At 45.3% G+C, this 23,460-nt stretch carries 25 protein-coding genes; 19 read left to right on the top strand and 6 right to left on the bottom strand.

Going from position 1 to position 23,460, the window contains the following annotated elements; genetic code table 11:
* Window positions 1–7: 7 nt before the first annotated feature.
* Window positions 8–439: a flagellar assembly lipoprotein FlgP gene (gene flgP, locus ACED48_RS17715; protein WP_017056845.1), complete on the bottom strand. Its 432-nt coding sequence runs from the start codon at window positions 437–439 to the stop codon at window positions 8–10.
* Between the two features lie 9 nt (window positions 440–448).
* Window positions 449–1,084 carry a FlgO family outer membrane protein gene (locus ACED48_RS17710; protein ID WP_029627050.1) on the bottom strand — a complete coding sequence of 212 codons (636 nt, stop codon included), beginning with the start codon at window positions 1,082–1,084 and terminating at the stop codon, window positions 449–451.
* A gap of 191 nt (window positions 1,085–1,275) precedes the next feature.
* Here ACED48_RS17710 and ACED48_RS17705 point away from each other — a divergent pair, with 191 nt between their 5' ends.
* Window positions 1,276–2,409 carry a flagellar assembly protein FlgT gene (locus tag ACED48_RS17705; protein WP_017056843.1) on the top strand — a complete coding sequence of 378 codons (1,134 nt, stop codon included), beginning with the start codon at window positions 1,276–1,278 and terminating at the stop codon, window positions 2,407–2,409.
* Window positions 2,410–2,547: 138 nt separating this feature from the next.
* Window positions 2,548–3,054 carry a hypothetical protein gene (locus tag ACED48_RS17700; protein WP_017056842.1) on the top strand — a complete coding sequence of 169 codons (507 nt, stop codon included), beginning with the start codon at window positions 2,548–2,550 and terminating at the stop codon, window positions 3,052–3,054.
* Between the two features lie 126 nt (window positions 3,055–3,180).
* Here ACED48_RS17700 and ACED48_RS17695 read toward each other — a convergent pair whose 3' ends face one another.
* From ACED48_RS17695 to ACED48_RS17685, 3 genes are read right to left on the bottom strand one after another with little or no spacing between them, the layout of a single operon-like run.
* A complete protein-coding gene (locus ACED48_RS17695; RefSeq protein WP_017056841.1) occupies window positions 3,181–4,422 on the bottom strand; it encodes an NAD(P)/FAD-dependent oxidoreductase in 1,242 nt (413 codons plus the stop codon).
* A 23-nt stretch (window positions 4,423–4,445) separates the two neighbouring features.
* Window positions 4,446–5,519 (bottom strand): methyltransferase, encoded by a 1,074-nt coding sequence (locus ACED48_RS17690; RefSeq protein ID WP_017056840.1) that lies wholly within the window; start codon window positions 5,517–5,519, stop codon window positions 4,446–4,448.
* A gap of 31 nt (window positions 5,520–5,550) precedes the next feature.
* A complete protein-coding gene (locus ACED48_RS17685; RefSeq protein WP_017056839.1) occupies window positions 5,551–5,940 on the bottom strand; it encodes a hypothetical protein in 390 nt (129 codons plus the stop codon).
* A 72-nt stretch (window positions 5,941–6,012) separates the two neighbouring features.
* On the opposite strand from ACED48_RS17685, the gene ACED48_RS17680 reads away from it, so the two are divergent.
* The 17 genes from ACED48_RS17680 to ACED48_RS17600 all read left to right on the top strand — a co-directional run bounded on the left by ACED48_RS17680 (window position 6,013) and on the right by ACED48_RS17600 (window position 21,741).
* Window positions 6,013–6,762: a beta-ketoacyl synthase chain length factor gene (locus ACED48_RS17680; protein WP_017056838.1), complete on the top strand. Its 750-nt coding sequence runs from the start codon at window positions 6,013–6,015 to the stop codon at window positions 6,760–6,762.
* A complete protein-coding gene (locus ACED48_RS17675; RefSeq protein WP_017056837.1) occupies window positions 6,759–7,529 on the top strand; it encodes a 1-acyl-sn-glycerol-3-phosphate acyltransferase in 771 nt (256 codons plus the stop codon). Before ACED48_RS17680 ends, ACED48_RS17675 begins: the two co-directional genes overlap by 4 nt.
* 106 nt (window positions 7,530–7,635) lie before the next feature.
* Window positions 7,636–7,896 carry a phosphopantetheine-binding protein gene (locus ACED48_RS17670; RefSeq protein ID WP_017056836.1) on the top strand — a complete coding sequence of 87 codons (261 nt, stop codon included), beginning with the start codon at window positions 7,636–7,638 and terminating at the stop codon, window positions 7,894–7,896.
* Window positions 7,897–7,906: 10 nt separating this feature from the next.
* On the top strand, window positions 7,907–8,164 hold the full coding sequence (locus ACED48_RS17665; RefSeq protein ID WP_017056835.1) for an acyl carrier protein: 258 nt from the start codon (window positions 7,907–7,909) through the stop codon (window positions 8,162–8,164).
* Entirely contained in the window at window positions 8,164–8,721 is a 558-nt protein-coding gene (locus ACED48_RS17660; protein ID WP_017056834.1) for a septation protein IspZ, read from the top strand. Before ACED48_RS17665 ends, ACED48_RS17660 begins: the two co-directional genes overlap by 1 nt.
* A gap of 6 nt (window positions 8,722–8,727) precedes the next feature.
* Entirely contained in the window at window positions 8,728–10,116 is a 1,389-nt protein-coding gene (locus ACED48_RS17655) for an AMP-binding protein (protein WP_017056833.1), read from the top strand.
* Between the two features lie 87 nt (window positions 10,117–10,203).
* Window positions 10,204–10,566 carry a 3-hydroxyacyl-ACP dehydratase gene (locus ACED48_RS17650; RefSeq protein WP_017056832.1) on the top strand — a complete coding sequence of 121 codons (363 nt, stop codon included), beginning with the start codon at window positions 10,204–10,206 and terminating at the stop codon, window positions 10,564–10,566.
* The gene (locus ACED48_RS17645) at window positions 10,559–12,382 is read left to right on the top strand and encodes a glycosyltransferase (protein ID WP_017056831.1); all 1,824 of its coding nucleotides are present in this window, start codon (window positions 10,559–10,561) and stop codon (window positions 12,380–12,382) included. The genes ACED48_RS17650 and ACED48_RS17645 overlap by 8 nt, the downstream gene beginning before the upstream one ends.
* Entirely contained in the window at window positions 12,360–13,907 is a 1,548-nt protein-coding gene (gene hutH, locus ACED48_RS17640) for a histidine ammonia-lyase (protein WP_017056830.1), read from the top strand. The genes ACED48_RS17645 and hutH overlap by 23 nt, the downstream gene beginning before the upstream one ends.
* A gap of 56 nt (window positions 13,908–13,963) precedes the next feature.
* Window positions 13,964–14,494 (top strand): thioesterase family protein, encoded by a 531-nt coding sequence (locus tag ACED48_RS17635; protein WP_017056829.1) that lies wholly within the window; start codon window positions 13,964–13,966, stop codon window positions 14,492–14,494.
* On the top strand, window positions 14,481–15,167 hold the full coding sequence (locus ACED48_RS17630; protein ID WP_017056828.1) for an outer membrane lipoprotein carrier protein LolA: 687 nt from the start codon (window positions 14,481–14,483) through the stop codon (window positions 15,165–15,167). Before ACED48_RS17635 ends, ACED48_RS17630 begins: the two co-directional genes overlap by 14 nt.
* Complete coding sequence (locus tag ACED48_RS17625; RefSeq protein WP_017056827.1) at window positions 15,139–17,511, top strand: MMPL family transporter; 2,373 nt, start codon at window positions 15,139–15,141, stop codon at window positions 17,509–17,511. The genes ACED48_RS17630 and ACED48_RS17625 overlap by 29 nt, the downstream gene beginning before the upstream one ends.
* Window positions 17,508–18,137, top strand: coding sequence for a DUF3261 domain-containing protein (locus tag ACED48_RS17620; protein WP_017056826.1), 630 nt, complete (start codon window positions 17,508–17,510; stop codon window positions 18,135–18,137). The genes ACED48_RS17625 and ACED48_RS17620 overlap by 4 nt, the downstream gene beginning before the upstream one ends.
* Window positions 18,138–18,142: 5 nt before the next feature.
* A complete protein-coding gene (locus ACED48_RS17615) occupies window positions 18,143–19,342 on the top strand; it encodes a beta-ketoacyl-[acyl-carrier-protein] synthase family protein (protein ID WP_017056825.1) in 1,200 nt (399 codons plus the stop codon).
* Window positions 19,335–19,799, top strand: coding sequence for a hotdog family protein (locus tag ACED48_RS17610; protein ID WP_017056824.1), 465 nt, complete (start codon window positions 19,335–19,337; stop codon window positions 19,797–19,799). Before ACED48_RS17615 ends, ACED48_RS17610 begins: the two co-directional genes overlap by 8 nt.
* Window positions 19,796–20,521, top strand: a complete 726-nt coding sequence (locus ACED48_RS17605) for a 3-ketoacyl-ACP reductase FabG2 (protein WP_017056823.1) — start codon at window positions 19,796–19,798, stop codon at window positions 20,519–20,521. Before ACED48_RS17610 ends, ACED48_RS17605 begins: the two co-directional genes overlap by 4 nt.
* Complete coding sequence (locus tag ACED48_RS17600) at window positions 20,518–21,741, top strand: beta-ketoacyl-ACP synthase (protein WP_017056822.1); 1,224 nt, start codon at window positions 20,518–20,520, stop codon at window positions 21,739–21,741. The genes ACED48_RS17605 and ACED48_RS17600 overlap by 4 nt, the downstream gene beginning before the upstream one ends.
* Window positions 21,742–21,827: 86 nt before the next feature.
* Here ACED48_RS17600 and gltX read toward each other — a convergent pair whose 3' ends face one another.
* Entirely contained in the window at window positions 21,828–23,255 is a 1,428-nt protein-coding gene (gene gltX / locus ACED48_RS17595; protein WP_017056821.1) for a glutamate--tRNA ligase, read from the bottom strand.
* Window positions 23,256–23,460 lie beyond the last annotated feature (205 nt).

The raw sequence follows: 23,460 nt of genomic DNA, 5'->3' as shown, positions 1-23,460 counted from the left end.
TCTTAAGTTAGAACAACGTTTGTTGTCTTTTCTGAGGTACTGCTTGAACTTCACCGTAATTACGTAGCTGTTCCATCTTACGGATATCTAACTGAAGCTCAGTGACATAACTATCACCGACAGGGTAACTGCGGACCACTTCTGCGCCACGGATTACACCATCAACAGCACCGGAAGTTCTCTCGGTGCCAAGACGTTGATCTTCAAGCTCAGCTCGACCACTCACCCGCATACCATAGACTTGTTCAGCAAGCTCACGGTAGGCATCAATTTTAGAAGCTCTCATCGCTCGGATACGTTTTTCTTCGTCATTACGTCCTTTTTGCTCACTGATACTAGCGTAACCTACAGCAACTAGAAAATCATTTGGCCTCATGTTTTGCAATGGTTGACAACCAACAAGCAATAAAGCGACGACAACAAATATTAACTTCTTCATCACGAACTCCTAAGGGCGAAGAATAACAGTATAAGGCTGAGTCATCGTTGGATCAGAACGAATGATGACACCATCTTGAGTTCGAATACTATTCAGAGTATCTAGGTCACGACCAATACGATCCGCTGGTAAGAAACCTTGAGCAGAAGCAACAACGATACGAGTTTGCATGCCAACCACACGAGCATTCACAAGCACACCGCCTTCTTGGCGAAGCATAGTGCCCGTCAAAACGTACTGGACATCTTGCTCTTGAGCTAGGTCTTTCCAGTCACGACTTAAAGAGAAGTCGCCCTGCTGAGTCACCTGAATTGAGCCTGTGGTTTTGAAATCAACGACTTTGAAACCACGACGCTGAAATTGATGGATAAAGCCTTCTGAAACTGAGTTACCTAACCAGTTTGTTGTGTCCATATGTTGTAGGTCAACAAACGACGTAATGGCAATCGGTGTTCTTGCTGAAATACTCGTATTCGAAATGATCAAATCTTCAGTCATACTTTCCACGAAGAAATCCATGGTATGACGAGGGCTAGCCATCAACATAAACTGACTTCCTGAATACTCAGACTTGCCGTTATATATAGGCGAATAAGCGCATGATGTCATCAACATGACACTCATTACTACGAGCCATTTTTTCATTCTCTTATCTCCAGATGTTTATAGTGCTTACTGTGCCAATATCTTCTCACCATTATTTTTTCAATGGATTACAATGTTGGAACAGTCTTTGCTTTTCAGTAATGGTTCAGATTAAGAAAAACACACTTAAGTCAGCTTCAAGCTTATAGTTATTTGTTAAGCAATATTTATACCCAACTGGTAACGAATAGATGAAAAAAATAATTTCTTACTTATTTTCAATAAGTTTATTAGTCACAATAAACTTCAATGCTCATGCCTCTTGGTATGAAGTTACCGGTACTGCAGCCATCGTATCGTCAGAAGAGACCGCAAGGATTCACGCCCTGGAAGACGCGGTTTATAAAGCCGTGCAGTTCTCAGGAGCCGATATAGGCAGCATTTCCAACCTCACTCCCTACTTAGACGCAAAGAAAAAAGAGTTCCAGTTTACCAATCACGAAGTACGCTACATCTTAGTTGAGAAAGAGAAAACACGCGGTGGCAATTTAATGATCACTGCAAAGATCGACATCTATCCTTCGGCAAATGCTTGCCATGAGAGCCAATATAAGAAGACATTCTTGGTCGGTAATATTGATGTGACTTCCCCTCAACAAGCCGTGATGGGCAGGATCTATAACCTCGGAGATGATTTCGGCCATGTCGTTGACCGCCAACTCGCACAAGAGTCTCGCAGCTTTGTTTCTGTAGGCACGACCGACTACGACATCGATAAACGTCAACCTGAAGTCATCAAGATGATCGCTCAAGATACTGGCGCACAATACATTATTGGTGGCGATATTACCGACTTAACCGCAACGGTCGAGTCTAAGTTGTTGAAAGATGACGTTATCAATCGCCAGTTTGCATTAGAAATGCAGGTATTCGATGGCAAAACAGGTCATCAGGTATATAACCGTAGCTATCGTGAAGTAGCAAAGTGGCCATTCGCTAAGACCAGTGAAGTCGATACCCGGAGTGCGCGTTTCTGGGCATCCACCTACGGCACTATGATGCTTCGTGTCAGCCGCAACATTATGTTGGACTTGGAGTCTGAAGTATCATGCAAGATCACCCTTCCAGAAGTTGCCGCAGTGTTTGGTAACACAGTGACCATCGATTTAGGTCGGCTGCATGGCGTACAACGAGGTGACAAACTGCAACTGTGGCATACAGGTTCCTTTATCGACCAACGAGGCTTACCACGTAATAAAGTATCTCAAAGTGATATCACTCTGACAGTTTCTCGCGTCTACGAAAATGAAGCGGAACTCACTATTGATCAGCCAAGCCTTGCAGGAAGTATTCAGATTGGTGATGTGATGCAAAAGATCATGTAGTTAGCGACATGTTCGCTTCATCGTTTTTCATAAAGCCTTAGCAAAAGTACTAAGGCTTTATTTTTTTCTGATGATTGGTTTCGGTTTAGACGTATTTGTCGTAACCTTATTAATAACATAATCATCATTTAGTAAGCTATGAGTCAGAATAACCTAATTGGTGCGACCGGTTACCGCTTTATTTCGAAAGGTCAAACCGCTTTTAAAATCCATATTCATACTCCCGAAGATACGGTGCTGCATCGCTCTGTCGGCTTTGTTCGTATGGGTGAAAATAAGGCACTGAAGAAAACTATAAAATTGAGAGATGAGCTAGGCAGAAAGCTTTGGGGTAAATTTTGGCCCAAAGTCCTCAAAGAGCCCTACTTGATGACGCGCCTACCCCATAGTTTAGAACCCAAAATTGTATTCAAGCCAAACCCGACTCAGAGTGACCCTGAACACCGTGACGAATGTTATATCGCGAAATGGCGTGTATTCTCTGAGAATGGCGATTACAAATACAAAACTAAGGTGTGCTCAATCAGAAAACACGGTCGACTTGCCGCTTATAGCCAAACCAAACGTGCACTGCTTGATGCTCACAAAGATGTGATTGATTTGCTTATTTTTATGGGACGATTGAACAGTATCGATCTGAAATAGCCTTCACTCGAATACGCTGACTACTCATATTGTTCAGATACAAACACAGCCGCAAATGCGGCTGTGTTTATTTTTAGGCTAGTTACCTTGGCACTTTAAGGCGTCATCGCACGCTAAATAGAGCACCTAGCTTCGGCAGATCTCTGCCAAAGTCGTCAATCGGCGTTGCGAGTCTTTCACATAAGGATTGGTTTGATCCCATGCGTAGCCCGCCAAAATAGAGCACACCATTTGCTTAATCTTCGGATTTGGATCTTGATAGAAAATCACATCCTGCAAAGTACCTGAATACCACCCTTCAACATACGTTCTAAAGGTATTTACGCCAACCATCAATGGATCGGCATAATCGCGTTCCCAATCAACTTTTTCACCATTAAGCTGCTTTTCCACACACTCAACCGCAAGCTGAGCCGACTTCATCGCAATCGTCACGCCCGACGAGAATACAGGATCAAGAAACTCACCAGCGTTACCGAGCAGTGCATATTTGTCTGTGGCAAGATGTTTTACGTTAGAAGAATAGCCACCGATTTCACCCGCAGGGTTCGGATACTCTGCGTGTGCCAATATCTCAGCTAAACCCGGCTCTTCCATTGCCAATTGCTTAATCGCGGCAATCTTGTCTTGTGGGTAGGATTCAAAGAACTTTGGCTCCCCTACCACACCAAACGAAGAGACACCGTTGCTAAATGGGATCAACCAATACCAAACATCAGGGTTAGTTGGGTGCACGGAAATCAGGATTTTATTACGGTCATATTCAAGGTCGGTATCAGCCTCTGCAATATGATCGTTAATGTGCGTGAAAATAGCTTTGCGTGGAGGAAGTGATGACGGCTCTTCCAAGTTAAGCATTTTTGGTAACACTCGGCCAAAACCACTGCCATCTAAAACGTATTGCGCCTCTAGCTGATAGCGCTCTCCATCAAGCACTTGTACATCTAAAACGGTGCTATCTTCGGTGAAGTCAATGCCCATCAACTCATGCTGGTAATCGATAGCAACACCCTGTGCCTCGGCAGTGTCTGCTAGCACCTTATCAAAAGCGCCTCGCTGAACCTGAAACGTAGTTCCCGGCCCAGAAGAAAACTTGTTTTCAAAATTGAATGCGGTGTACACGCCATTTTTGCGAAAGGCAGCGCCATCTTTGTATTGGAAGTTGGCGTTGATTACCGCATCAGTCATCCCAGCCTGTTCAATCACTTCCATACAAGCTGGTAATAGGCTTTCACCAATAGAAAAGCGAGGGAATACGCTCTTTTCAATCACTCGAACATCGATGCCTTTTTTATGAAGCAAAGACGCAGCAATAGACCCTGACGGCCCAGCTCCGATGATCACCACTTGAGTTGATAGTTTTTTCATTATTTAAGCCATGTTTGTTATTTTTATTGTGCGCCAGCTTTCAATTCAAGAAGCGTGTGACCAAGACCGATGTCATCGGTACGAGTTACCACTTCAAAGCCCGCTTCTTCAACGATCTCTAAGAAATCTTCACTGCGGTAAAAACGGCTGTTGCCATTTGCCAAGCAGGTAAAGTAGAGAGACGTCGCGTTTAAGCTATAAGAAGCCGCGTCGTATTTCTGTGCATCCCAAAACAGTTCAAGGATATAGACAGTCGCGTCTTCTGACATATGAGAGCGAACACGCTTTAATATGCTCAGAATCTCCATTGGCGAGAAGCAATCAAGGAACTGACTCATCCACCACACATCGGCGCCCGTTGGCAGAGCTTGCTGTTTATCCAACATGTTGGCCGGGAATGGCGTTACTCGGCCTTGATGACCGTGTTGCGTTGCATTTGCCATTGCCATTTCTAGCTGCTGTGGCAAATCAACAATCGTCACCTCAACGTCCGAGTCGTGATTACAACACTGCATCGCCCACTTCCCCGTGTTACCACCAATATCCACCAGCGACTTAGGTTTCTTACTGAAGACTTTCTCAAGCAACACTGGGAACGAACGGTCTGAATAGAAATGATCAAACTTGAACCAGCTCTCTTTTGCTTTTTCTGGCAATTGAGATAAACCTTGGTAAATGGTTTCCCAATCACCCAGCTCTTGCAAGCCCGCAGGTGTTCCTTCTTCAATCGCTTCCGTTAAATGCATCATCGCGGCATAACAAACATCGGCAGTGAAATCCAAGTTGGCATTAGTCATGCCGTCGTGCAGAAGGTAAAAACCAAGGTTGGCTATTTTATAGTTAGGTTTGTCCCAAGTAACAATATGAGCACTTAGCGCCATATCGAGTAGAACTTTCACGCCGTACTCGGATACACCGGTGATTTCCGAAAGCTTCTCGGCTGGTAAACCATCATTATCCACCTCATCTAGGGCCTTTAAAATACCTAAATCACGAAGTGTACGAGCTGTATGAAAAACAATAGGAGCAAAAGATAATTTTTGCGCTTCTGTTTTTGCTTCTAATGCGTTGAATGGATCTAATTTATATTCCGACACGAAAAACCTAACTTTCAAATAATAGGAGGGATTACTCTGCAGCCATTTGTGCAAGCTTGCGTTTAATATCAACGTTTAAGTTATTAACCCAGCGGTTGTAATTACGGTGTATTTCACCATCGTCGTATTTTAAATTCTCTGATTCAACGTAAAGAATAGAGTAAAACTTGTCACTATAAGGAATTTCAACCACAGCATGGTGTGAACGAACATACAGCTCGGCACGAATCAATCCTGGCTTTATTTCTGAAACCAACCAGCCTCGATTCTCAGCGGACTCATAAATAGCTGATTTCACCTGTTTACTTTGAAGATTCAGTGCAACTGGAGTATCCTCAACATTCATTACAGGCTGGACACGTCCACACCCTGCAAGAACGAGTATGAATAACATTGAAACGGCTATTTTTAGTAATTTCATTTAAATTCCTTATCTGTGTTTATTTATAAGCACGCATAGTATTTAGTTAGACCCAAAGCAAATCAATACTCTATGTCAAATCAAGCACAATTAATGTCATTTAATATCGAGAAATGGTCTGCAAATTCGGCTGGCCTCAACTCTATTGTTGAATGGAAAGCGTGGAGCTCTAACTTAGATTGGCCGAAAAATGGCTCAACTGAGTTTAAAGCTATTCCTCCGATGATGCGCCGTCGCATGAGTGTGCAAAGCAAACTTGCCGTCCAAACCGCATTAACCTTATTAAAAGACACCGCGATTGATTATCTGGTTTTTGCCAGCCGACATGGTGAGCTACACCGAACTGCCACATTAATTCAGTCAGTACTGGAAGGTGACGATGCTTCTCCAATGGCGTTCTCGCAGTCGGTGCACAATACCGCAGCCGGGCTAACCACCATTGCCGCGAAAGCACCAATTCCACTGACCTCAATCGCCGCTGGGCAAGATACTTTCCATAACGCGCTAATTGAAGCTTACCTTTACCTTCACCAATACCCATCGCATCGTGTGTTAGTCATCGACTTCGATCAGCCTCTGCCTGAGCTTTATCAAGAATACGAAACTCAGCACTATGCCGATTATGCTCTGGGTTTAGTGCTAACCGCAGGCAGTGACTTCTCTGTTTCAAGGACAGTAACCAGTGATAGAGCAGCGGCTGATTTACCGCAAAGCCTGCAAACACTGCAGAGCATTCTACAAAATGCACAACGTTGGACTATTGCCGGAAAACACCAAGCTTGGTCATGGATAAACAACGCGAAACCTGGAGCTCAAGAATGAGTAAGATCGACCAATATTGGCGAGTATTCGCGACAGGGCTTTGCTTCACCACCTTCGGTATAGGAGGGTTAGTGCTTAGCTTCTTGATCTTGCCTTCGATCGCGCTCACCACATCAAACACCATCCAAAGAGAGCTTAATACTCAACGACTGATTCGTTTTTCATTTCATGCTTTTTGCCGGATTATGAAGTTCACGGGCGCGATTGATTATCGAATTGATGGTGCCGAACTTCTACGTGAAGACCGTAATTGCATCATTGTTGCCAACCATCCGAGCTTAATCGACTACGTGCTGATCGCCTCTCAACTTCCTCAATGTGATTGCCTCGTCAAAGCGGCAATATGGGAAAACCCGTTTATGAAGAGGATTGTTAAAGCGGCGGGTTACATACCCAATCAAGCACCTGACGATCTTTTAGAACGTTGTGAAGAACGCTTTTCACGTGGCAATGTACTGCTGGTTTTTCCAGAAGGAACTCGCACAACGCCGGGAATTGAACCATCCTTACAACGTGGTGCGGCACAAATAGCGACTCGAACACAAACCGATTTACGCATTATTCATATTACAGTTTCTCCGACATTCTTAACGAAAGAGAAAAAATGGTATCAAGTTCCTGCTACGAAACCCTTTTTTCATATTGCGGTGAAAGGTAAAATAGAAGTCGCACCCTTTATTGAGAATGCAAATAACTTAACTTCGGCAGCAAGACGCCTTAATCACCACCTTGCAGAGACTATTTTCCCTTCCGAAGACAACATTTAGCTCATCAATAAGACAACTGGCGATATCAGTATTTGGAAAATACCTCGCATAATGTAGAATCGCATCCCTTAAAGCAGCATTCAGATAAAGTACTAAGTAGGCCAAAGTGGAAACATTACACAACGAACTGAAACAACTGATCATCGAGGCATTGAACCTTGAAGACATGAGCATTGATGAGATTGAAACAGAAGCTCCACTATTTGGTGATGGATTGGGACTAGACTCTATCGATGCACTTGAACTTGGCCTTGCTATCAAGAAGAAGTACAACATTGTTATTGATGCCGACGACTCAAACACTCGCCAGCATTTTGCATCGGTAGAAAACCTAGCAAACTACATCTCATCTCAAACGAACAACTAGACAGATCTTTATGACACAAGCTAACCAACAAGAAGTATACAACCAGGTTAAAGATGCGCTTATTGAGCTGTTCGAGCTTGATGCTGAAGATATCACGCCTGAAGCTCACCTTTATCTAGATCTCGACCTAGACAGCATTGATGCGGTTGATTTGGTCGTTCACCTACAAAATGTAACCGGTAAGAAGATCAAGCCTGAAGAGTTCAAAGCAGTACGCACCGTTAATGACGTTGTTGAGTCTGTGATTGAACTATTGAAGGACGCGTAATGCGTTCTCTGCTGACTTTACTGTCGGCAATCATACTTTTCACTTATCCAATAGCGGTTTACTTTGGACTCAACAAGTTTGGCCTACAAACCGTTGGTATCGTCTTAGCCGCTATTTTTGCTGTCCGCATTTTCTCTGCTGGTCAGGCTAAAATCAAAGAGCTAAAACACTTAGCTTGGATCAGCGGAAGTGCTGGAATTGTTCTGTTGGCCTTAGGTTTAACCTTTAAACAGCATGGTTGGTTAACCTATTATCCCGTTATCGTTAATGTTTGTATGTTGGCTGTATTTGCTTCAAGCCTATGGCAACCTCAAACGATTATCGAACGCCTTGCTCGCCTTCAAGAACCTGAACTTCCGCAAAGTGGGATTGATTACACACGAAAAGTCACTAAGATTTGGTGCTTATTCTTTGTTATCAATGGCTCTATTGCCCTTTATACCTGCTTCCAACCTCTTGAAATATGGACCCTATACAACGGCTTACTCAGCTATATGTTCGCAGGGTTACTCTTTGCAGGAGAATGGGTGGTAAGACAGCGTATTCGTCAGAGTTAAATTGTTATGACCCAAACCGTATCTTACATCTCGTTGTCTGACCTTCTCAGTCAAAAAAGAGCCCCTGAATCTATTGTCTGCTTTGACGACAATAGCAAGATTACGTGGCAAACCTTTAACGACGACTTATCTCAACTCGTAAACCTTTTATCTTCATCCCCTGTTCAACGAGTCGCGATTTGCGCCCAAGATAGTTACCAATTTTCGGTGGCCTTTTTAGCATGTGCCGTCAGCCACAAACACATCATATTGCCCGGTAACTATCAACCTTGTGCACTTGCCGAACTGAGTGAACATTTTGATTGCCTACTGGTCGATAACTCGATTGGCGAAGTCGAGGTGAGTGACGTTCGCAATATCCAAACCATATTGGACTCAAGCACCGAAGTACAAAATCCTCTAACCGATGATCTTACGACCATTGATTTGTCATCAACCCACTTGACCCTGTTTACTTCAGGTTCGAGTGGTACGCCCAAAGCTATAGATAAAACCTTAGAGCACCTAGACATTGAGACGGCTCAGCTAGCTAAAAACTGGGGAGAGTTACTCAAGGGAAACCAAATCCAAAGCACCGTTTCTCATCAACATATCTATGGTTTACTGTTTAGAATCTTATGGCCACTCTGCTCTGGTGTTCCATTTGCTCGAAACAACCTCGAGTACCCAGAACAGATCTTGTCTCATGCCAATAAAAACTGTGTGCTGATCAGCAGCCCTGCTCTACTCAAGCGATTAAAGCACGAGAGCAAAACCGCGCAACTTGCAGGAATCTTCTCTTCGGGTGGTCCACTGCCTACCGAGTCGGCTCACCAGTCACGAGATCTACTTGGTCATTTACCTATCGAAGTGTTTGGCAGCACAGAGACCGGAGGCATCGCCTTTCGCCAACAAGAGAGCGCTCAAACGCCTTGGCAACTTTTTGACTGCCTTGAGGCCAGTCTCAACAGTGAGAATTGCATTAAGTTATTGTCGCCGTACATCGACAAAAACAACTGGTATCAAACCGCCGATGAGTGCGAAATGGTCTCGGATAATCAATTCATATTGAAAGGCCGAACCGATCGAGTCATCAAGATAGAAGAAAAACGAGTATCACTGGTTGAAGTCGAAAAGCGACTAGAACAACTGCCTTGGATAAGTGAATGTGTGGTGATTCCGTTTGAAGAGCCTGATCGCTTAATATTAGCGTCGGTTTTGGTACTATCAGAGGAAGGCCAAGCAACACTCGCCACCATGAGTAGAGGTAAGTTCTGGTTGATGCTGCGTTCAGAACTCAGAAAATGGTTAGAACCGATCGCTATCCCAAGAAAATACCGTGTTGTCTATGAGATCCCCCTCAACAGCCAAGGTAAGCGATTAACATCTCACATAGAACAGCTAATAAAATCATAGAAACCGCTGATCGTATTTTACACTGAGATTATCTTTTATATTTTTGTCAAAGAACCAATATTTGCCCAAGGATTCTAAGCACGCCCTATGGATAAAAGAAAACCAAACATCATTGCTGTAGACACGGTAAAGAATGAATCGACCCTGATACTCCATATTACTGAAGACATCACCGATTTTAAGGGGCACTTCAAGAACTTCCCTATTCTTCCTGGTGTTACACAGATTGATTGGGCACTTCACTATGCAGTTCAAGAGCTGAGTGTCCCTGGTTTCTTTAAAGGCATGGAAGTCATCAAGTTCCAAGAGCCGATCCTGCCCGACTCGACCATTCAGCTGTCACTCAAGTGGGATGCTGACAAAGATAAATTGAGCTTTAGTTACACGTCGAACAATGGCGAACAGACTCACTCTTCAGGCAAAATGAAGCTGGGAGAGAAAAGTGAATAGCGCTGAGGCTGTTTCTCAACACGCACTTGAAGAAAGCAACTACAAGGCTTGCTTCCTGATTCCGTGCTTTAACCATGGCGCAACCATGCCTGCGGTGGTTTCTTCGCTCCATCATTTTGAGTTGCCGATCATCATCGTTGACGATGGCAGTGAACTCGCGACTAAGCAGTTTCTGGCTCCACTTGCCGATAGCCCAAGCGTAACTTTGGTGACGCTGGAACAGAACCAAGGCAAAGGCGGCGCTGTAAAAGCTGGCATCAAACGAGCACAAGCGCTCGGCTTTAGCCACGCTATTCAGATTGATGCAGACGGCCAACACGACCTTGAAGCACTACCCGCATTAATCCAAGCTTCGCAAGCCAAGCCGATGCGCTTGATATCAGGTCAGCCTATCTACGATGACAGCGTGCCCAAGGCAAGGCTCTACGGGCGCTACGCGACACACATTTGGGTATGGATAGAAACCCTATCTCTATCAATTAAAGACAGCATGTGTGGCTTTAGATCGTATCCGGTCAACCAGACACAAGCAGTGCTCAGCAAATACGATGTAGGGTCTCGAATGGACTTCGATATCGAGATTCTGGTTCGCCTGTATTGGGAAGGCTGCGACATCGACTTCGTTGAAACACGAGTCATCTATCCTGAAAACGGCATCTCTCATTTCGATGCGCTGTGGGATAACGTAAAAATCAGCTGGATGCACACGCGATTGTTCTTCGGCATGCTGCCAAGAGCACCAAAACTGATCGCGCGTCATTTCAAGTCGGATTCAGCGAAGAAGTTATCGGCTGAAAATAGCCTAGGTTCCTCGGCAGATTCAAGACAGGTAAATTCCGAACAAATAGGTCCAGAACAACCCCATTGGTCGCGAACTCAAGAACGCGGCACTGTGCTGGGAATCAAACTGTTATTGGCCGTTTATACTTTGTTAGGCCGAGGCGTATTTAATCTGATTTTGCGCGGTGTGATGCGTTACTACCATCTAACGGGCAAACGTGCACGAAACGCCTCAGAACAGTACCTATTTCAGCTTAAGGCATACGCTGAACAACAGAATATAGAGTTACCCGCTGAATTAACCAGTTATAACCATCTACTCTCGTTTGGCCATACCATGCTAGACAAGTTGGCTGCATGGAAAGGAGATTTTTCGGTCGATAACCTGAGCATTCATGGTCAAGAACAATTCGAGAACATGGTTGCAAATAAGCAAGGTGTACTAATCTTTGGATCTCACCTTGGTAATATTGAACTGTGCCGTGCTTTGGGTCGCAGACATTCGAACATCAAAATCAACGCGCTGGTTTTTACAGAACACGCCGAACGTTTTAATTCAGTTATGAAAGCGGTCAACCCGCAGTCTGATTTAAACCTGATTCAGGTAACTTCAATGGGGCCTGATACTGCTATCTTGTTGCAACAGAAGCTGGAACAAGGTGAGTGGATTGTGATTGTTGGCGATAGAACCTCCACCAGCAAAGAGAGCCGTTCAGTATGGGCTGAGTTCTTGGGTAAGGAAGCGCCCTTCCCTCAAGGGCCATTTATGTTAGCCTCTGTTCTCAAAGCGCCAGTATTTCTATTATTTGGGCTACGTGATGATTCACAATCTAAGCCGCATTTTAATGTCTATTTCGAGCATTTTAGCGACAAGATAGAACTCCCCAGAAAGAATCGCGAACAATCTTTACAGCAAGTCGTGCAAAAATACGCAAATCGACTTGAGCACTACACACTGAAAGCACCGCTTCAGTGGTACAACTTTTTTAATTTTTGGACATTGAGCAAGCACCATGACGAAAAAGAATCCAAATAGCATCACCTTTGGTGCCGAACGCCTCACAATTGAGGATGTTGTCGCTATCTCACAAGGCGCAAAAGCCTCGATGAACTCAAGTGAAGCATTCACATCAAAAATCGACCGTGGTGTCGCTTTTTTAGAACGCCTATTGAAAGAAGAAGGCGTGATCTATGGTGTGACAACGGGCTACGGTGACTCATGTACCGTTGCGATTCCACCAAACCTTGTTGATGAATTGCCACTGCATTTAACACGTTTTCACGGCTGTGGTTTAGGTGAAATACTGTCTCACGAACAATCTCGTGCAGTATTAGCAACGCGCCTTTGTTCATTGTCACAAGGTGTATCTGGGGTGACTCACGATTTGCTCAACCAGATCGTTACTCTGATCAACCAAGATATCTCACCACGTATTCCTCAAGAAGGATCGGTTGGCGCCAGTGGCGATTTAACGCCGCTGTCTTACTTAGCGGCAGCACTGATTGGTGAGCGCGATGTTATCTACAAAGGCGAAGTTCGCCCTACTAGTGACGTCTACAAAGAGCTAGGAATTAATCCTATCAAGCTTAAGCCAAAAGAAGGCTTAGCATTGATGAATGGCACGTCAGTAATGACGGCTTTGGCTTGTATCGCCTACAAACGTGCAGAATATCTAGCTCAGCTGTCGACTAAGATCACGGCAATGGTGTCTGTTGGTATGCAAGGCAACGATTTCCATTTCGATGAAGCACTGTTTGCAGTGAAGCCTCACCCTGGTCAACAACAAGTTGCAGCATGGCTGCGCGATGACCTGCAAGCCGATCGCCCGCCACGTAACAGTGATCGTCTACAAGATCGTTATTCACTGCGTTGTGCTCCACATGTTATTGGTGTGGTTCAAGACTCTCTACCTTGGCTACGCCAAATGATTGAGAACGAACTAAACAGCGCTAACGATAACCCAATTATCGATGGCGACAATGAGCGCGTACTGCACGGTGGACACTTCTACGGTGGCCATATCGCAATGGCAATGGATACACTAAAAACAGCGGTAGCCAACCTTGCAGACCTACTTGACCGCCAAATGGCGCAGTTGATGGATTACAAGTTCAACAACGGCTTACCATTTAACCTAACGGGTGCTGAAGGCGAACGTAAACCAATCAACCACGGTTTCAAAGCGGTACAGATTGGCGTTTCAGCTTGGACAGCAGAAGCATTGAAACACACCATGCCAGCAAGCGTGTTCTCTCGTTCAACAGAGTGCCATAACCAAGACAAAGTCAGTATGGGCACCATCGCAGCTCGTGACTGCTTACGCGTTCTTGAACTGACTGAACAAGTAGCGGCAGCATCACTTCTGGCGGGTACACAAGCACTTGGACTTCGTAAGCGTCACAATGAGCTTGATGAGCACCATATGAGTGAAAACCTAAAGCACATTCGCGACGAAGTACTTAAAGAGTTTGAATTTATCGTTGAAGATCGACCACTTGAAGGCGATCTACGCCACTTCATTGCTCGTATTCAAAGTCAGCACTGGTCACTTTACTCATAGAGTAGCTAACCTCATAAAGTAGCTAACCCTTTACGCAATATTGTTGAGAGCGATTTATGTCTGAAATCCTTCATCCATTACAATCTGAGGTGACTCTGATTACTTCATTCCAAGATGCCGACCCAATGGGCGTGATCTATCACGGCAACTACTTCCGGTTTTTTGAAGAAGTTAGGCGCATCATGATGGATAAGATTGAGTACAACTATCATGAGATGAAGGATTCAGGCTACATGTGGCCGATCATCGACACGCGTGTAAAGTACATTAAGGCGATACCGTTCAATCATCAGATCAAGGTATCGGCTAAGTTGACTGAATGGGAAAACCGCCTGCGTGTTGACTACGAAATTCACGATGCCAACACGGGCGCTCGTATGACACGCGCCCACACAATGCAGGTTGCGGTGACTATTGAAGAACAAGAGATGTGCTTCGCTTCACCGAAAGTGTTTACAGATAAAGTCGAGCACTGGCATCAATTTGGCGACTTACCCCAAACAACTGAGAAGCAACCAAGCGACCAACAATCAGACCAACCTCAAGTATCTAACACACAGCAGCAGGTGAAACATGAGTCTGTTTAAACGCAGTCGCAAACACATCAGCATCGCACTACTAGGGCTTGCCTCAATGATGGCGAGTAGTTTTGTTATTGCTAATGAAAGTACAGCTATGGTTGGTTCTATTACAGACCTGCAGACAGTATTAAGCGCAAACAACATAGTGCGTGGTGAGTTCACCCAAACGCGCAACATGGAAATGTTCGCCCAGCCTCTAACATCACAAGGTGCTTTCCTGTTAGACAAGTCGAATGGTTTGCTTTGGACACAAACTACCCCCTTTCCTGTTCGCTTGGTGCTAACCGATAACAAACTGAGTCAAAGGTTTGCCGATCAACCCGCTAAGATCATTACCGACAAAGAAAACCCAATGGCGTTTTATTTCAGCCATATATTCTTATCGGTGTTTCATGGGGACACGCAAAAACTTCAAGAACAGTTCGCACTCGATTTTGAGCCAGCAACTGTCACAAGCTCTGATGAAAATACAGAGAATAAATCTTGGACACTCACTCTAAAGCCTAAAAGTGCTCCGATGGACGCGGTATTTGAAGCCATTACTCTGCAAGGTCAAAATGATATTGAACGCATTGAACTGAGAGAGATTCGTGGAGACAGCACGGTGATCGAATTTAGTCAGTTAAGCCATCTACCGGAAGTATTATCAGATGCTGAAGCGCAACAATTCCAACTCTAGCCTTGCCCTTGTTTGGCTGGTTATCGTGGTGCTTTTTAGCGGACTGTTGATCAAACAGTTCGCTTTTTCTTCGTCGGTACCGATTGAAAGCAATATTCTAAAGTTACTACCAGAAAACCAGCAAGACCCAATGGTAGAGCAAGCCTTTCAGCAGATATCCAGCTCGATGAGCGAGCAAGTGGTGTTTATCATCAGCGCCCCCGACATCGACCAAGCCATGACAGCGACTGACGTTTTTGAAAAAAAACTCAACCAAAGAACCCTCTCAAGCCAGCCAACTCTGTTTCAGCAAGTTCAAGGCAAAATCAGCGCCAACACCCAAAGCCAATGGAGCGATTTCTACTTTCGTCACCGTGCTCAACTACTGACTCAACAACAAAAAGAGACGCTGACCCACTCGCCTGATTCACGAGCTCAATACGTCATTCAGTCTCTGTACAATCCGTTCTCAGGCGTCACTGCAGCCGAACTGTCGATGGATCCATTTCTACTATTTCGCGACTACATCAGCGCAGTTGGCGTTCAATCAAGTAACTTTGTTCTGAAAGGGGGCTACCTCACCGCTCAATCTAATGACCAAACTCATATTTTGGTCACGGCGACTCTGGCGGGGTCACCTTATAGCTTGGCCATTCAAGAGCAAATTCCCGATCTTGATTCAATTGAGCGCGAAGTCGAAAAGCAGTTTGGCGTCAAAGTGCAGCATACCGGTGTGGTGTTCTACGCCAATTACGGTACCGAAAGTGCGAAATCAGAAATCAGTACCATTGGTTTGGGCTCTTTGGCCGGTGTTATTTTATTGGTGTGGCTGACGTTTCGTAGTGCCCTACCACTTGCCTTATCTTTGCTATCAATCAGTACTGGGTTATTGGTTGCGCTGGCAAGCACCGTCGCTATCTTCGGTAAAGTTCATCTGTTTAGTTTGGTGTTCGGTGCTAGCTTGATTGGCGTATCGATCGATTACTCCTTTCACTACCTGACTGACCGCTTGGCAGCTGGAAGTAAATGGCAAAGTGACAAAGGCTTGAAGCACATTCTCATTGCGATCACCTTGGGTCTGATCACCAGTTTGATTGGCTACTTAGGTTTGTTGGTCGCGCCTTTCCCAGGATTGCAGCAACTTGCTCTGTTTTCGTCGATTGGACTGATCGCAGCTTACGCCAGTGTGGTGTGTTGGTATCCCGTTTTAGCGTCAAAACCAAGCCAAGAACGCCCTCTTCCTTTGTCGACGCTTTGGCATACTTGGTTGAGTCTCTGGAGCAACCAAAAGTTTAGAATTGGCTTACCGTTAACTCTGACTGTCTTGAGCCTGATGTCACTCAGTCAAATTCGCTACGACGACGATATTCGCCAACTTCAGGCGATGCCAGAGCAACTCAAACAGCAAGAGCAAGCCATTACGGAAATCTCAGGATTAGGCAGTGGTCAAAATATGCTTTTGGTGACTGCCAAGAGCGACCAAAAGCTACTCAAAAAACTGGCAGAAATCACCACAAGCTTAGATTCTCTAGTCGATAGCCAAGCTATCTCTGGGTATCGCAGCATCAATCAACAGTTGCTAAGCGAACAAGAACAACATGACAACTATCAGCTAGTTGAACAACTCTATCGCCAACAAAGCCATATATTAAAAAAGACGCTAGGTTGGTCTACTTTTCCACAATTACCAAAATTCGACCCCATCACGGTATCTGGATTTTTGGAGTCACCGGTGTCAGAACCCGTTCGACCACTTTGGTTAAAGCCGATCGACGGGCAAGCGGCGTCAGTCATTTTGATCAAAGACGTCACAAATTCAGAACTGTTCTCTCAATGGCTCGATTCAAGCTTTGCTCAGCAACAAGGTGTTAAATACCTCAATAAAGCCGATGAAATCTCTGCTCTCTTTGCGGAATACAGAGTCAAAATTACCGAGCTATTATTGATAGCGTTAGCCGCTATTGGGATGGTTTTAGGCTGGCGTTACGGTGTGAAGCAAAGCCTATTCATGCTGTTGCCGTCATTGATTGCCGGAGTGGCAGGCTTAGCGGTTACGGGTATTTTAGGCTCGACACTGAATTTGTTTAACCTGCTTGGACTGATTCTAATCTTAGGGATTGGTATCGACTATACCCTGTTCTTTGCTGAGCAGAAAAAATCACTAAGCACCTTATTAGCGATTACCCTATCAGGTCTCACGACGTTGCTTTCATTTGGCTTATTGTCACTAAGTCAGACTCATGCCATTCATAGCTTCGGTGTTACTGTTCTGACAGGGATCTTTGTCGCGTGGCTACTTTCGCCACTCGCGATCAACAATAGCAAAAACGTAGAACGACCAACCTCTCGAGAGGCTTTTAGATGAATAAGACGTTAAAGGTAACCTTCGCCACACTAATGGGTATTTTACTCACTGCCTGCTCGATGGTTTCTCAGCAACCGAGTGGTGCCAGTGTGTCGATCAACAATGACACCGAGCTAGCACTGCCATTGCCATTGCCAGCTGAACTGGGGTACTCCCTCACGGCCAGTCAGTTGATTAGCGCCACGTGGGAAACCGACACACAGCAGCTTCCTGTTCAAGTCGAAGTCACACCAGATAAAGTCGTGCTAGCGGGTTTTTCCTCTTGGGGAACGCGAATCTTATCGCTGCAATACCAGAATCAAGTGATCGACACACAAGTTCTATCTGGCCTTGGCGCGACTTTACCGCAACCCGAACAGGTGCTTTTTAATTTAATGCTGACCTTATGGCCAGCAGACGCATGGGCGCAACCTTTACAAACCATAGGTTGGCATCTAGTCGATACTGACAATACAAGAACCGTGTTTGACGACGACCAACAAGCCATCATTCGTATTGAATACCAAGCAAAAGTTGGCGAACCAAAGACATCTGGAGACATTGTTTTCAAGCATTTGATTCAAGGCTACACCATCACCATACAAACGTTGAACTCAACGATTGTCGATAACCCAAGTAAGAGCTGAATACTATGCCTATTTATATCCAAGACTGTGGTTTCCACTCCGCATTAGGCTCAAGCGTTGCTGACATTCATGGCTGCCTCAAAGATACGCGCGAATCAAACATGATTGAAGTCAGCGATATGCTGAACGATGGTAAACATACTGTCGTTGGTCAAATCGCGGATGAACTGCCACCGATTCCTTCAGATCTTACACAATACGCCACTCGCAACAATCAACTGGCGTTATCAGCTCTAAATCAAATCCAAGATTCTATAGTGCAAGCAAAATCACAATTTGGCGCAGATAGAATTGCAGTGGTTATCGGCACCAGTACTTCGGGAATTTCGGACGGTGAGGCTGCTTTTAAGCACAAACTCGATCAAGGTTCTTTTCCCGATCATTACCACTACTCAAAACAAGAGCTAGGGAACACTTCCGAGTTCGTTAGCCAATACTGCTCATTAACCGGGCCAAGCTACGCGATCTCGACCGCATGCTCATCAAGCGGCCGTGTTTTTCTTACCGCTCAACGTTTGTTAGATTCTGGAATGGCTGATGCTGTATTAGTCGGTGGTGTGGACACCTTATGTAAGCTGACGCTCAATGGTTTTCATGGTCTTGAAGCACTTTCGACCAAACATTGTAAGCCGTTTAGCGCCTCTCGTGATGGTATCAATATCGGCGAAGCGGCGGCATTTATGTTGCTCAGCAAAACAAAGTTAGCCGGTGTTAATGCAGCACAAGACATGTCGAGCATTGCCTTATTAGGCTGCGGTGACAGCTCTGACGCACACCATATTTCAGCTCCTCATCCAGAAGGCAACGGCGCCGAGCAAGCGATGAGAAAAGCGTTAGATTCTGCACAGTTACAAGCAGAGGACATCGGTTATATCAATGCCCATGGCACCGCAACGCCACTCAATGATTCAATGGAAAGCAAAGCCATCCATCGTATTTTTGCAAACAAGGTTCCCGTTAGCTCAACCAAGCCGCTTACCGGGCATACTCTAGGAGCTGCAAGTGCGATTGAGGCGGCAATTGCATGGCATATTTTAAAATATGACTTACCGCTTCCCTTACAAAAATGTCAGGATAAAGCTGAAGATATTGAGATTGATTTGGTAAACTGTACCCAGAAACTTAAAGTAAAGAACATCTTAAGCAACTCGTTCGCTTTTGGTGGCAACAACATTAGCCTGATCTTTGGTGTAGTAAATGACTGAACTCCCTTCTATAGAGCAACTTCTTCCACACGATGATCCGATGATATTAATCGATCGTGCTATCAGCGTAGAGGCGTTGTCGATTCACTGTCAGGTCGATATTGGAGCTCATAATCTGTTCTTTAATGCTGAATCTCAAACCGTACCGGCTTTTGTGGGTATCGAATTTATGGCGCAGTCTGTCGCGGCATGGTCTGGATATCACGCACTTAAAAACGGCACCACTCCCCCAATCGGATTCTTACTCGGTTCTCGCCGTTACAAGTCACTGTGTGATGAGTTTACTCAAGATCAGACCCTTGATATCTACGCCGAGCAACTGATGGAAGACAATGGCATGGCCGTGTTTACTGCCAGAGTTGAAGACCAAGGCAAGTTAGTGGCTCAATGCCAACTCAACGTCTATGTTCCGACCGAACAAAAATTACAAGAAATGAAAACTAGGAGCCCATCATGACCCGTCAGGTTTTAGTCACAGGAGCCAGCAAAGGCATTGGTAAAGCGATCGCTATTCAACTCGCGAAAGACGGATTTGAAATCGCCGTTCATTACATGGGTGACAAACAAGGTGCTGAAGAGACGCTGCAGTCGATCACCGAAATGGGTGGCACGGGGCGTCTGCTCCAATTTGATATCAGCAACCGCAGCGAATGTCGCGAAACGCTTGAGTCAGATATTGCTGAGCACGGCGCTTACTATGGTGTGGTGAACAATGCGGGTATTACTCGTGACACCGCATTCCCTGCGATGACGGAAGAAGAGTGGGATGGCGTGATCCATACCAACCTCGACAGCTTCTACAACGTACTTCACCCGTGCGTGATGCCAATGGTTCAAAAACGCAAAGGCGGTCGAATCGTTACTCTGGCGTCGGTATCCGGCATCATGGGTAATCGCGGTCAAACCAACTATGCCGCAGCAAAAGCGGGCGTGATTGGCGCGACTAAGTCTCTGGCTTTAGAGCTAGCAAAACGTAAGATCACGGTAAACTGTGTCGCTCCTGGCTTAATTGATACCGGAATGGTTGATGAGCACGTGAAAGATCACGCGCTTCCTCAAGTACCACTGCGCCGAATGGGTGAGCCAGAAGAAGTAGCAGGCCTAGTCAGTTACCTAATGTCAGATATTGCGGGCTATGTTACTCGCCAAGTGATTTCAGTGAATGGAGGCTTAGTATGACCCGCCGCGTTGTTGTAACAGGCATGTCTGGTGTTACTGCCTTTGGTAATGATTGGCAGCACATCGAACCAAAATTGAAAGCGTGTAAAAATGCGACTCAATATATGCCAAGCTTCGAGCAGTATGATGGCCTCAACACTAAACTCGCCGCGCCTATTGATGACTTCCAACTTCCTAAACACTATAAACGTAAGCAAGTACGTGGCATGGGTCGTGTCTCTCGCCTAGCCACCGTTGCGTCAGAAAACGCATTGGAGCAAGCAGGGCTGATTGGTCACGACATCTTAACCAACGGCGAAACAGGTATTGCTTACGGTTCTTCAACGGGCAGTACCGATGCGGTTGGCGCGTTCGGTGTGATGCTGAATGAGAAATCGACCCGAGCAATCACAGCCACCACTTACGTTCAAATGATGCCACACACAGCTGCAGTAAACGTAGGTCTGTTCTTTGGTCTGCGCGGCCGTGTGATTCCCACTAGCAGTGCATGCACTTCAGGCAGCCAAGCGATAGGTTACGCCTATGAAGCGATCAAACACGGTTACCAAACCGTGATGGTTGCCGGTGGTGGTGAAGAGCTATGCCCAACTGAGTCTGCCGTTTTCGACACCCTTTTTGCTACCAGTCTAAAAAACGACACGCCAGAAAAATCCCCTAGCCCTTACGACAGCGAGCGTGATGGCTTAGTTATTGGTGAAGGTGCCGGCACGCTTGTTCTTGAAGAGTATGAACATGCCGTTGCTCGTGGCGCAAAGATCTACGCTGAGATCATCGGTTTTGCCAGCAACTGCGATGCCGCTCATGTGACCCAACCTCAGATGGAAACCATGCAAATCTGTATGGAAAAAGCACTGAAAGATGCGCAGCTTCCGGCAGAAAAAATCGGTTATGTTTCTGCGCACGGCACTGCGACTGAGAAAGGTGATATTGCAGAAAGTAATGCCACCGCGAACATTTTTGGCGAAGTGCCAATCAGCTCATTGAAAAGCTACTTTGGTCATACGCTTGGGGCGTGTGGGGCGATTGAAGCTTGGTTAAGCCTAGAAATGATGCATTCAGGTTGGTTCAACCCTACCTTAAACCTTGAAAATATCGACGAACGCTGCGGCAAGCTTGATTACATCACAGGTTCAGGTCGTGAATTGGATGTTGAATATCTGATGAGTAACAACTTTGCTTTTGGCGGAATCAACACTTCGATAATCTTCAAAAGAATCTAGGCTTAGCTAGATAAAACTCCAAACAAATAAAAAGGGTCAGTAACCAAGTTACTGACCCTTTTTTAATCTAGCAAACGCTTATTAAATTATGCGTTAGCTTCACGCTCAGCGATGAACTCAAGAGCCATCTTGATACGAGCGATGACGCGCTCTTTACCAACAAGCTCCATCACTGCATCAACAGAAGGAGACTGACCGCCGCCTGTTACTGCTACGCGAAGTGGCATACCGATTTTACCCATGCCGATCTCTAGCTCTTCACATACTGCTGCAATCACACCATCTTTGATGTTTGCAGTCGTGAAATCTTCAAGTGCTTCAACCTTAGCAAGAGCAAGCTCTAGTGGGCCTTTAGCAACACCACGTAGGTGCTTCTTCGCTGCGCCAGCTTCAAACTCAGAGAAATCTTCGTAGAAGTAACGAGATTGCTCAGCAAGTTCGATAAGTGTGTTACAACGCTCGCCAACTAGCTTGATCACTTCAGTGATCGCTGGGCCGTTTGTTGTATCGATCTTCTGTGCGTCTAGGTGCCATTGCAGGTATTTTGCAACGTACTCAGGCTCAGAAGTCTTAATGTAGTGGTTGTTCAACCAAAGTAGCTTGTCAGTGTTGAATGCAGATGCAGACTTGCTGATTGCTTTTAGGCTGAAGAATTCAATCATCTCTTCTTGAGAGAAGATCTCTTGGTCACCGTGAGACCAGCCTAAACGAACTAGGTAGTTGTTTAGCGCATTAGGTAGGTAACCTTCGTCGCGGTATTGCATTACAGATACAGCACCGTGACGCTTAGAAAGTTTCGCACCGTCATCACCTAGAATCATTGCACAGTGAGCGAACGTTGGAACTGGCGCGCCTAGTGCTTCATAGATGTTGATTTGACGAGGTGTGTTGTTGATGTGGTCTTCACCACGAACAACGTGTGTAATCCCCATATCCCAGTCATCCACTACCACGACGAAGTTATAAGTAGGAGCGCCGTCTGTACGACGAATGATTAGGTCATCAAGTTGGCTGTTAGCGATTTCAATGCGACCACGGATTTGATCATCAAATACGACGCTGCCCTCTTTAGGATTACGGAAACGGATAACGCACGCATCGCCTTCTTTTGCTGCTTCGTTTGCTGCAACAATTTTAGGGTGGTTCGCATCGTAACGAGCCATCTCTTTGTTTTCTTCTTGCTCTGCACGAATTTCGTCTAGTGTCTCTTTAGATGCATAGCATTTGAATGCTTTGTCTTCAGCAAGTAGCTTATCAACCATTTCGTTGTAACGGTCAAAACGCTTAGATTGGTAGTAAGGACCTTCGTCCCATTCCATACCCATCCATTGCATGCCTTCTAGAATTGCATCAACCGCTTCTTGAGAGTTACGCTCAAGGTCTGTGTCTTCGATACGTAGAACGAATTCACCGCCTTGGTTCTTAGCGAATAGCCAAGAGTAAAGTGCAGTACGTGCACCACCAACGTGAAGATAGCCAGTTGGGCTAGGAGCAAAACGAGTTTTAACCGTCATTTAAATACCTTGATTATGTAGGTGATTCTTTTAGTGATCGCCATTACAAAGCCTGTAACATACAAATATCACTAAATTTTGGGCGCTATTTTATCACCACCGCTTAAATCTACAATCAGTAGTGAATGATTAATGTGCTGATCTTGTACGAAAGCTACCGTAGAAGGAGAAAACCAATAGCATAAGCACATGTCATATGATCTAA

Origin of the sequence: Vibrio sp. 5S239 (assembly GCF_041439575.1) — a bacterium.
GTDB classification, from domain to species: domain Bacteria; phylum Pseudomonadota; class Gammaproteobacteria; order Enterobacterales; family Vibrionaceae; genus Vibrio; species Vibrio kanaloae.
The sequence above is the reverse complement of the archived record's forward strand: the minus strand, read 5'-3'. Positions and strand labels throughout refer to the sequence as shown.

Bases quoted from the DNA above. Each gene is read 5' to 3' on its own strand.
- flgP (WP_017056845.1), bottom strand. From the start codon at position 439: ATGAAGAAGTTAATATTTGTTGTCGTCGCTTTATTGCTTGTTGGTTGT.
- ACED48_RS17710 (WP_029627050.1), bottom strand. From the start codon at position 1,084: ATGAAAAAATGGCTCGTAGTAATGAGTGTCATGTTGATGACATCATGC.
- ACED48_RS17705 (WP_017056843.1), top strand. From the start codon at position 1,276: ATGAAAAAAATAATTTCTTACTTATTTTCAATAAGTTTATTAGTCACA.
- ACED48_RS17700 (WP_017056842.1), top strand. From the start codon at position 2,548: ATGAGTCAGAATAACCTAATTGGTGCGACCGGTTACCGCTTTATTTCG.
- ACED48_RS17695 (WP_017056841.1), bottom strand. From the start codon at position 4,422: ATGAAAAAACTATCAACTCAAGTGGTGATCATCGGAGCTGGGCCGTCA.
- ACED48_RS17685 (WP_017056839.1), bottom strand. From the start codon at position 5,940: ATGAAATTACTAAAAATAGCCGTTTCAATGTTATTCATACTCGTTCTT.
- ACED48_RS17680 (WP_017056838.1), top strand. From the start codon at position 6,013: ATGTCAAATCAAGCACAATTAATGTCATTTAATATCGAGAAATGGTCT.
- ACED48_RS17675 (WP_017056837.1), top strand. From the start codon at position 6,759: ATGAGTAAGATCGACCAATATTGGCGAGTATTCGCGACAGGGCTTTGC.
- ACED48_RS17665 (WP_017056835.1), top strand. From the start codon at position 7,907: ATGACACAAGCTAACCAACAAGAAGTATACAACCAGGTTAAAGATGCG.
- ACED48_RS17660 (WP_017056834.1), top strand. From the start codon at position 8,164: ATGCGTTCTCTGCTGACTTTACTGTCGGCAATCATACTTTTCACTTAT.
- ACED48_RS17655 (WP_017056833.1), top strand. From the start codon at position 8,728: ATGACCCAAACCGTATCTTACATCTCGTTGTCTGACCTTCTCAGTCAA.
- ACED48_RS17650 (WP_017056832.1), top strand. From the start codon at position 10,204: ATGGATAAAAGAAAACCAAACATCATTGCTGTAGACACGGTAAAGAAT.
- hutH (WP_017056830.1), top strand. From the start codon at position 12,360: ATGACGAAAAAGAATCCAAATAGCATCACCTTTGGTGCCGAACGCCTC.
- ACED48_RS17635 (WP_017056829.1), top strand. From the start codon at position 13,964: ATGTCTGAAATCCTTCATCCATTACAATCTGAGGTGACTCTGATTACT.
- ACED48_RS17630 (WP_017056828.1), top strand. From the start codon at position 14,481: ATGAGTCTGTTTAAACGCAGTCGCAAACACATCAGCATCGCACTACTA.
- ACED48_RS17625 (WP_017056827.1), top strand. From the start codon at position 15,139: ATGCTGAAGCGCAACAATTCCAACTCTAGCCTTGCCCTTGTTTGGCTG.
- ACED48_RS17620 (WP_017056826.1), top strand. From the start codon at position 17,508: ATGAATAAGACGTTAAAGGTAACCTTCGCCACACTAATGGGTATTTTA.
- ACED48_RS17615 (WP_017056825.1), top strand. From the start codon at position 18,143: ATGCCTATTTATATCCAAGACTGTGGTTTCCACTCCGCATTAGGCTCA.
- ACED48_RS17610 (WP_017056824.1), top strand. From the start codon at position 19,335: ATGACTGAACTCCCTTCTATAGAGCAACTTCTTCCACACGATGATCCG.
- ACED48_RS17605 (WP_017056823.1), top strand. From the start codon at position 19,796: ATGACCCGTCAGGTTTTAGTCACAGGAGCCAGCAAAGGCATTGGTAAA.
- ACED48_RS17600 (WP_017056822.1), top strand. From the start codon at position 20,518: ATGACCCGCCGCGTTGTTGTAACAGGCATGTCTGGTGTTACTGCCTTT.
- gltX (WP_017056821.1), bottom strand. From the start codon at position 23,255: ATGACGGTTAAAACTCGTTTTGCTCCTAGCCCAACTGGCTATCTTCAC.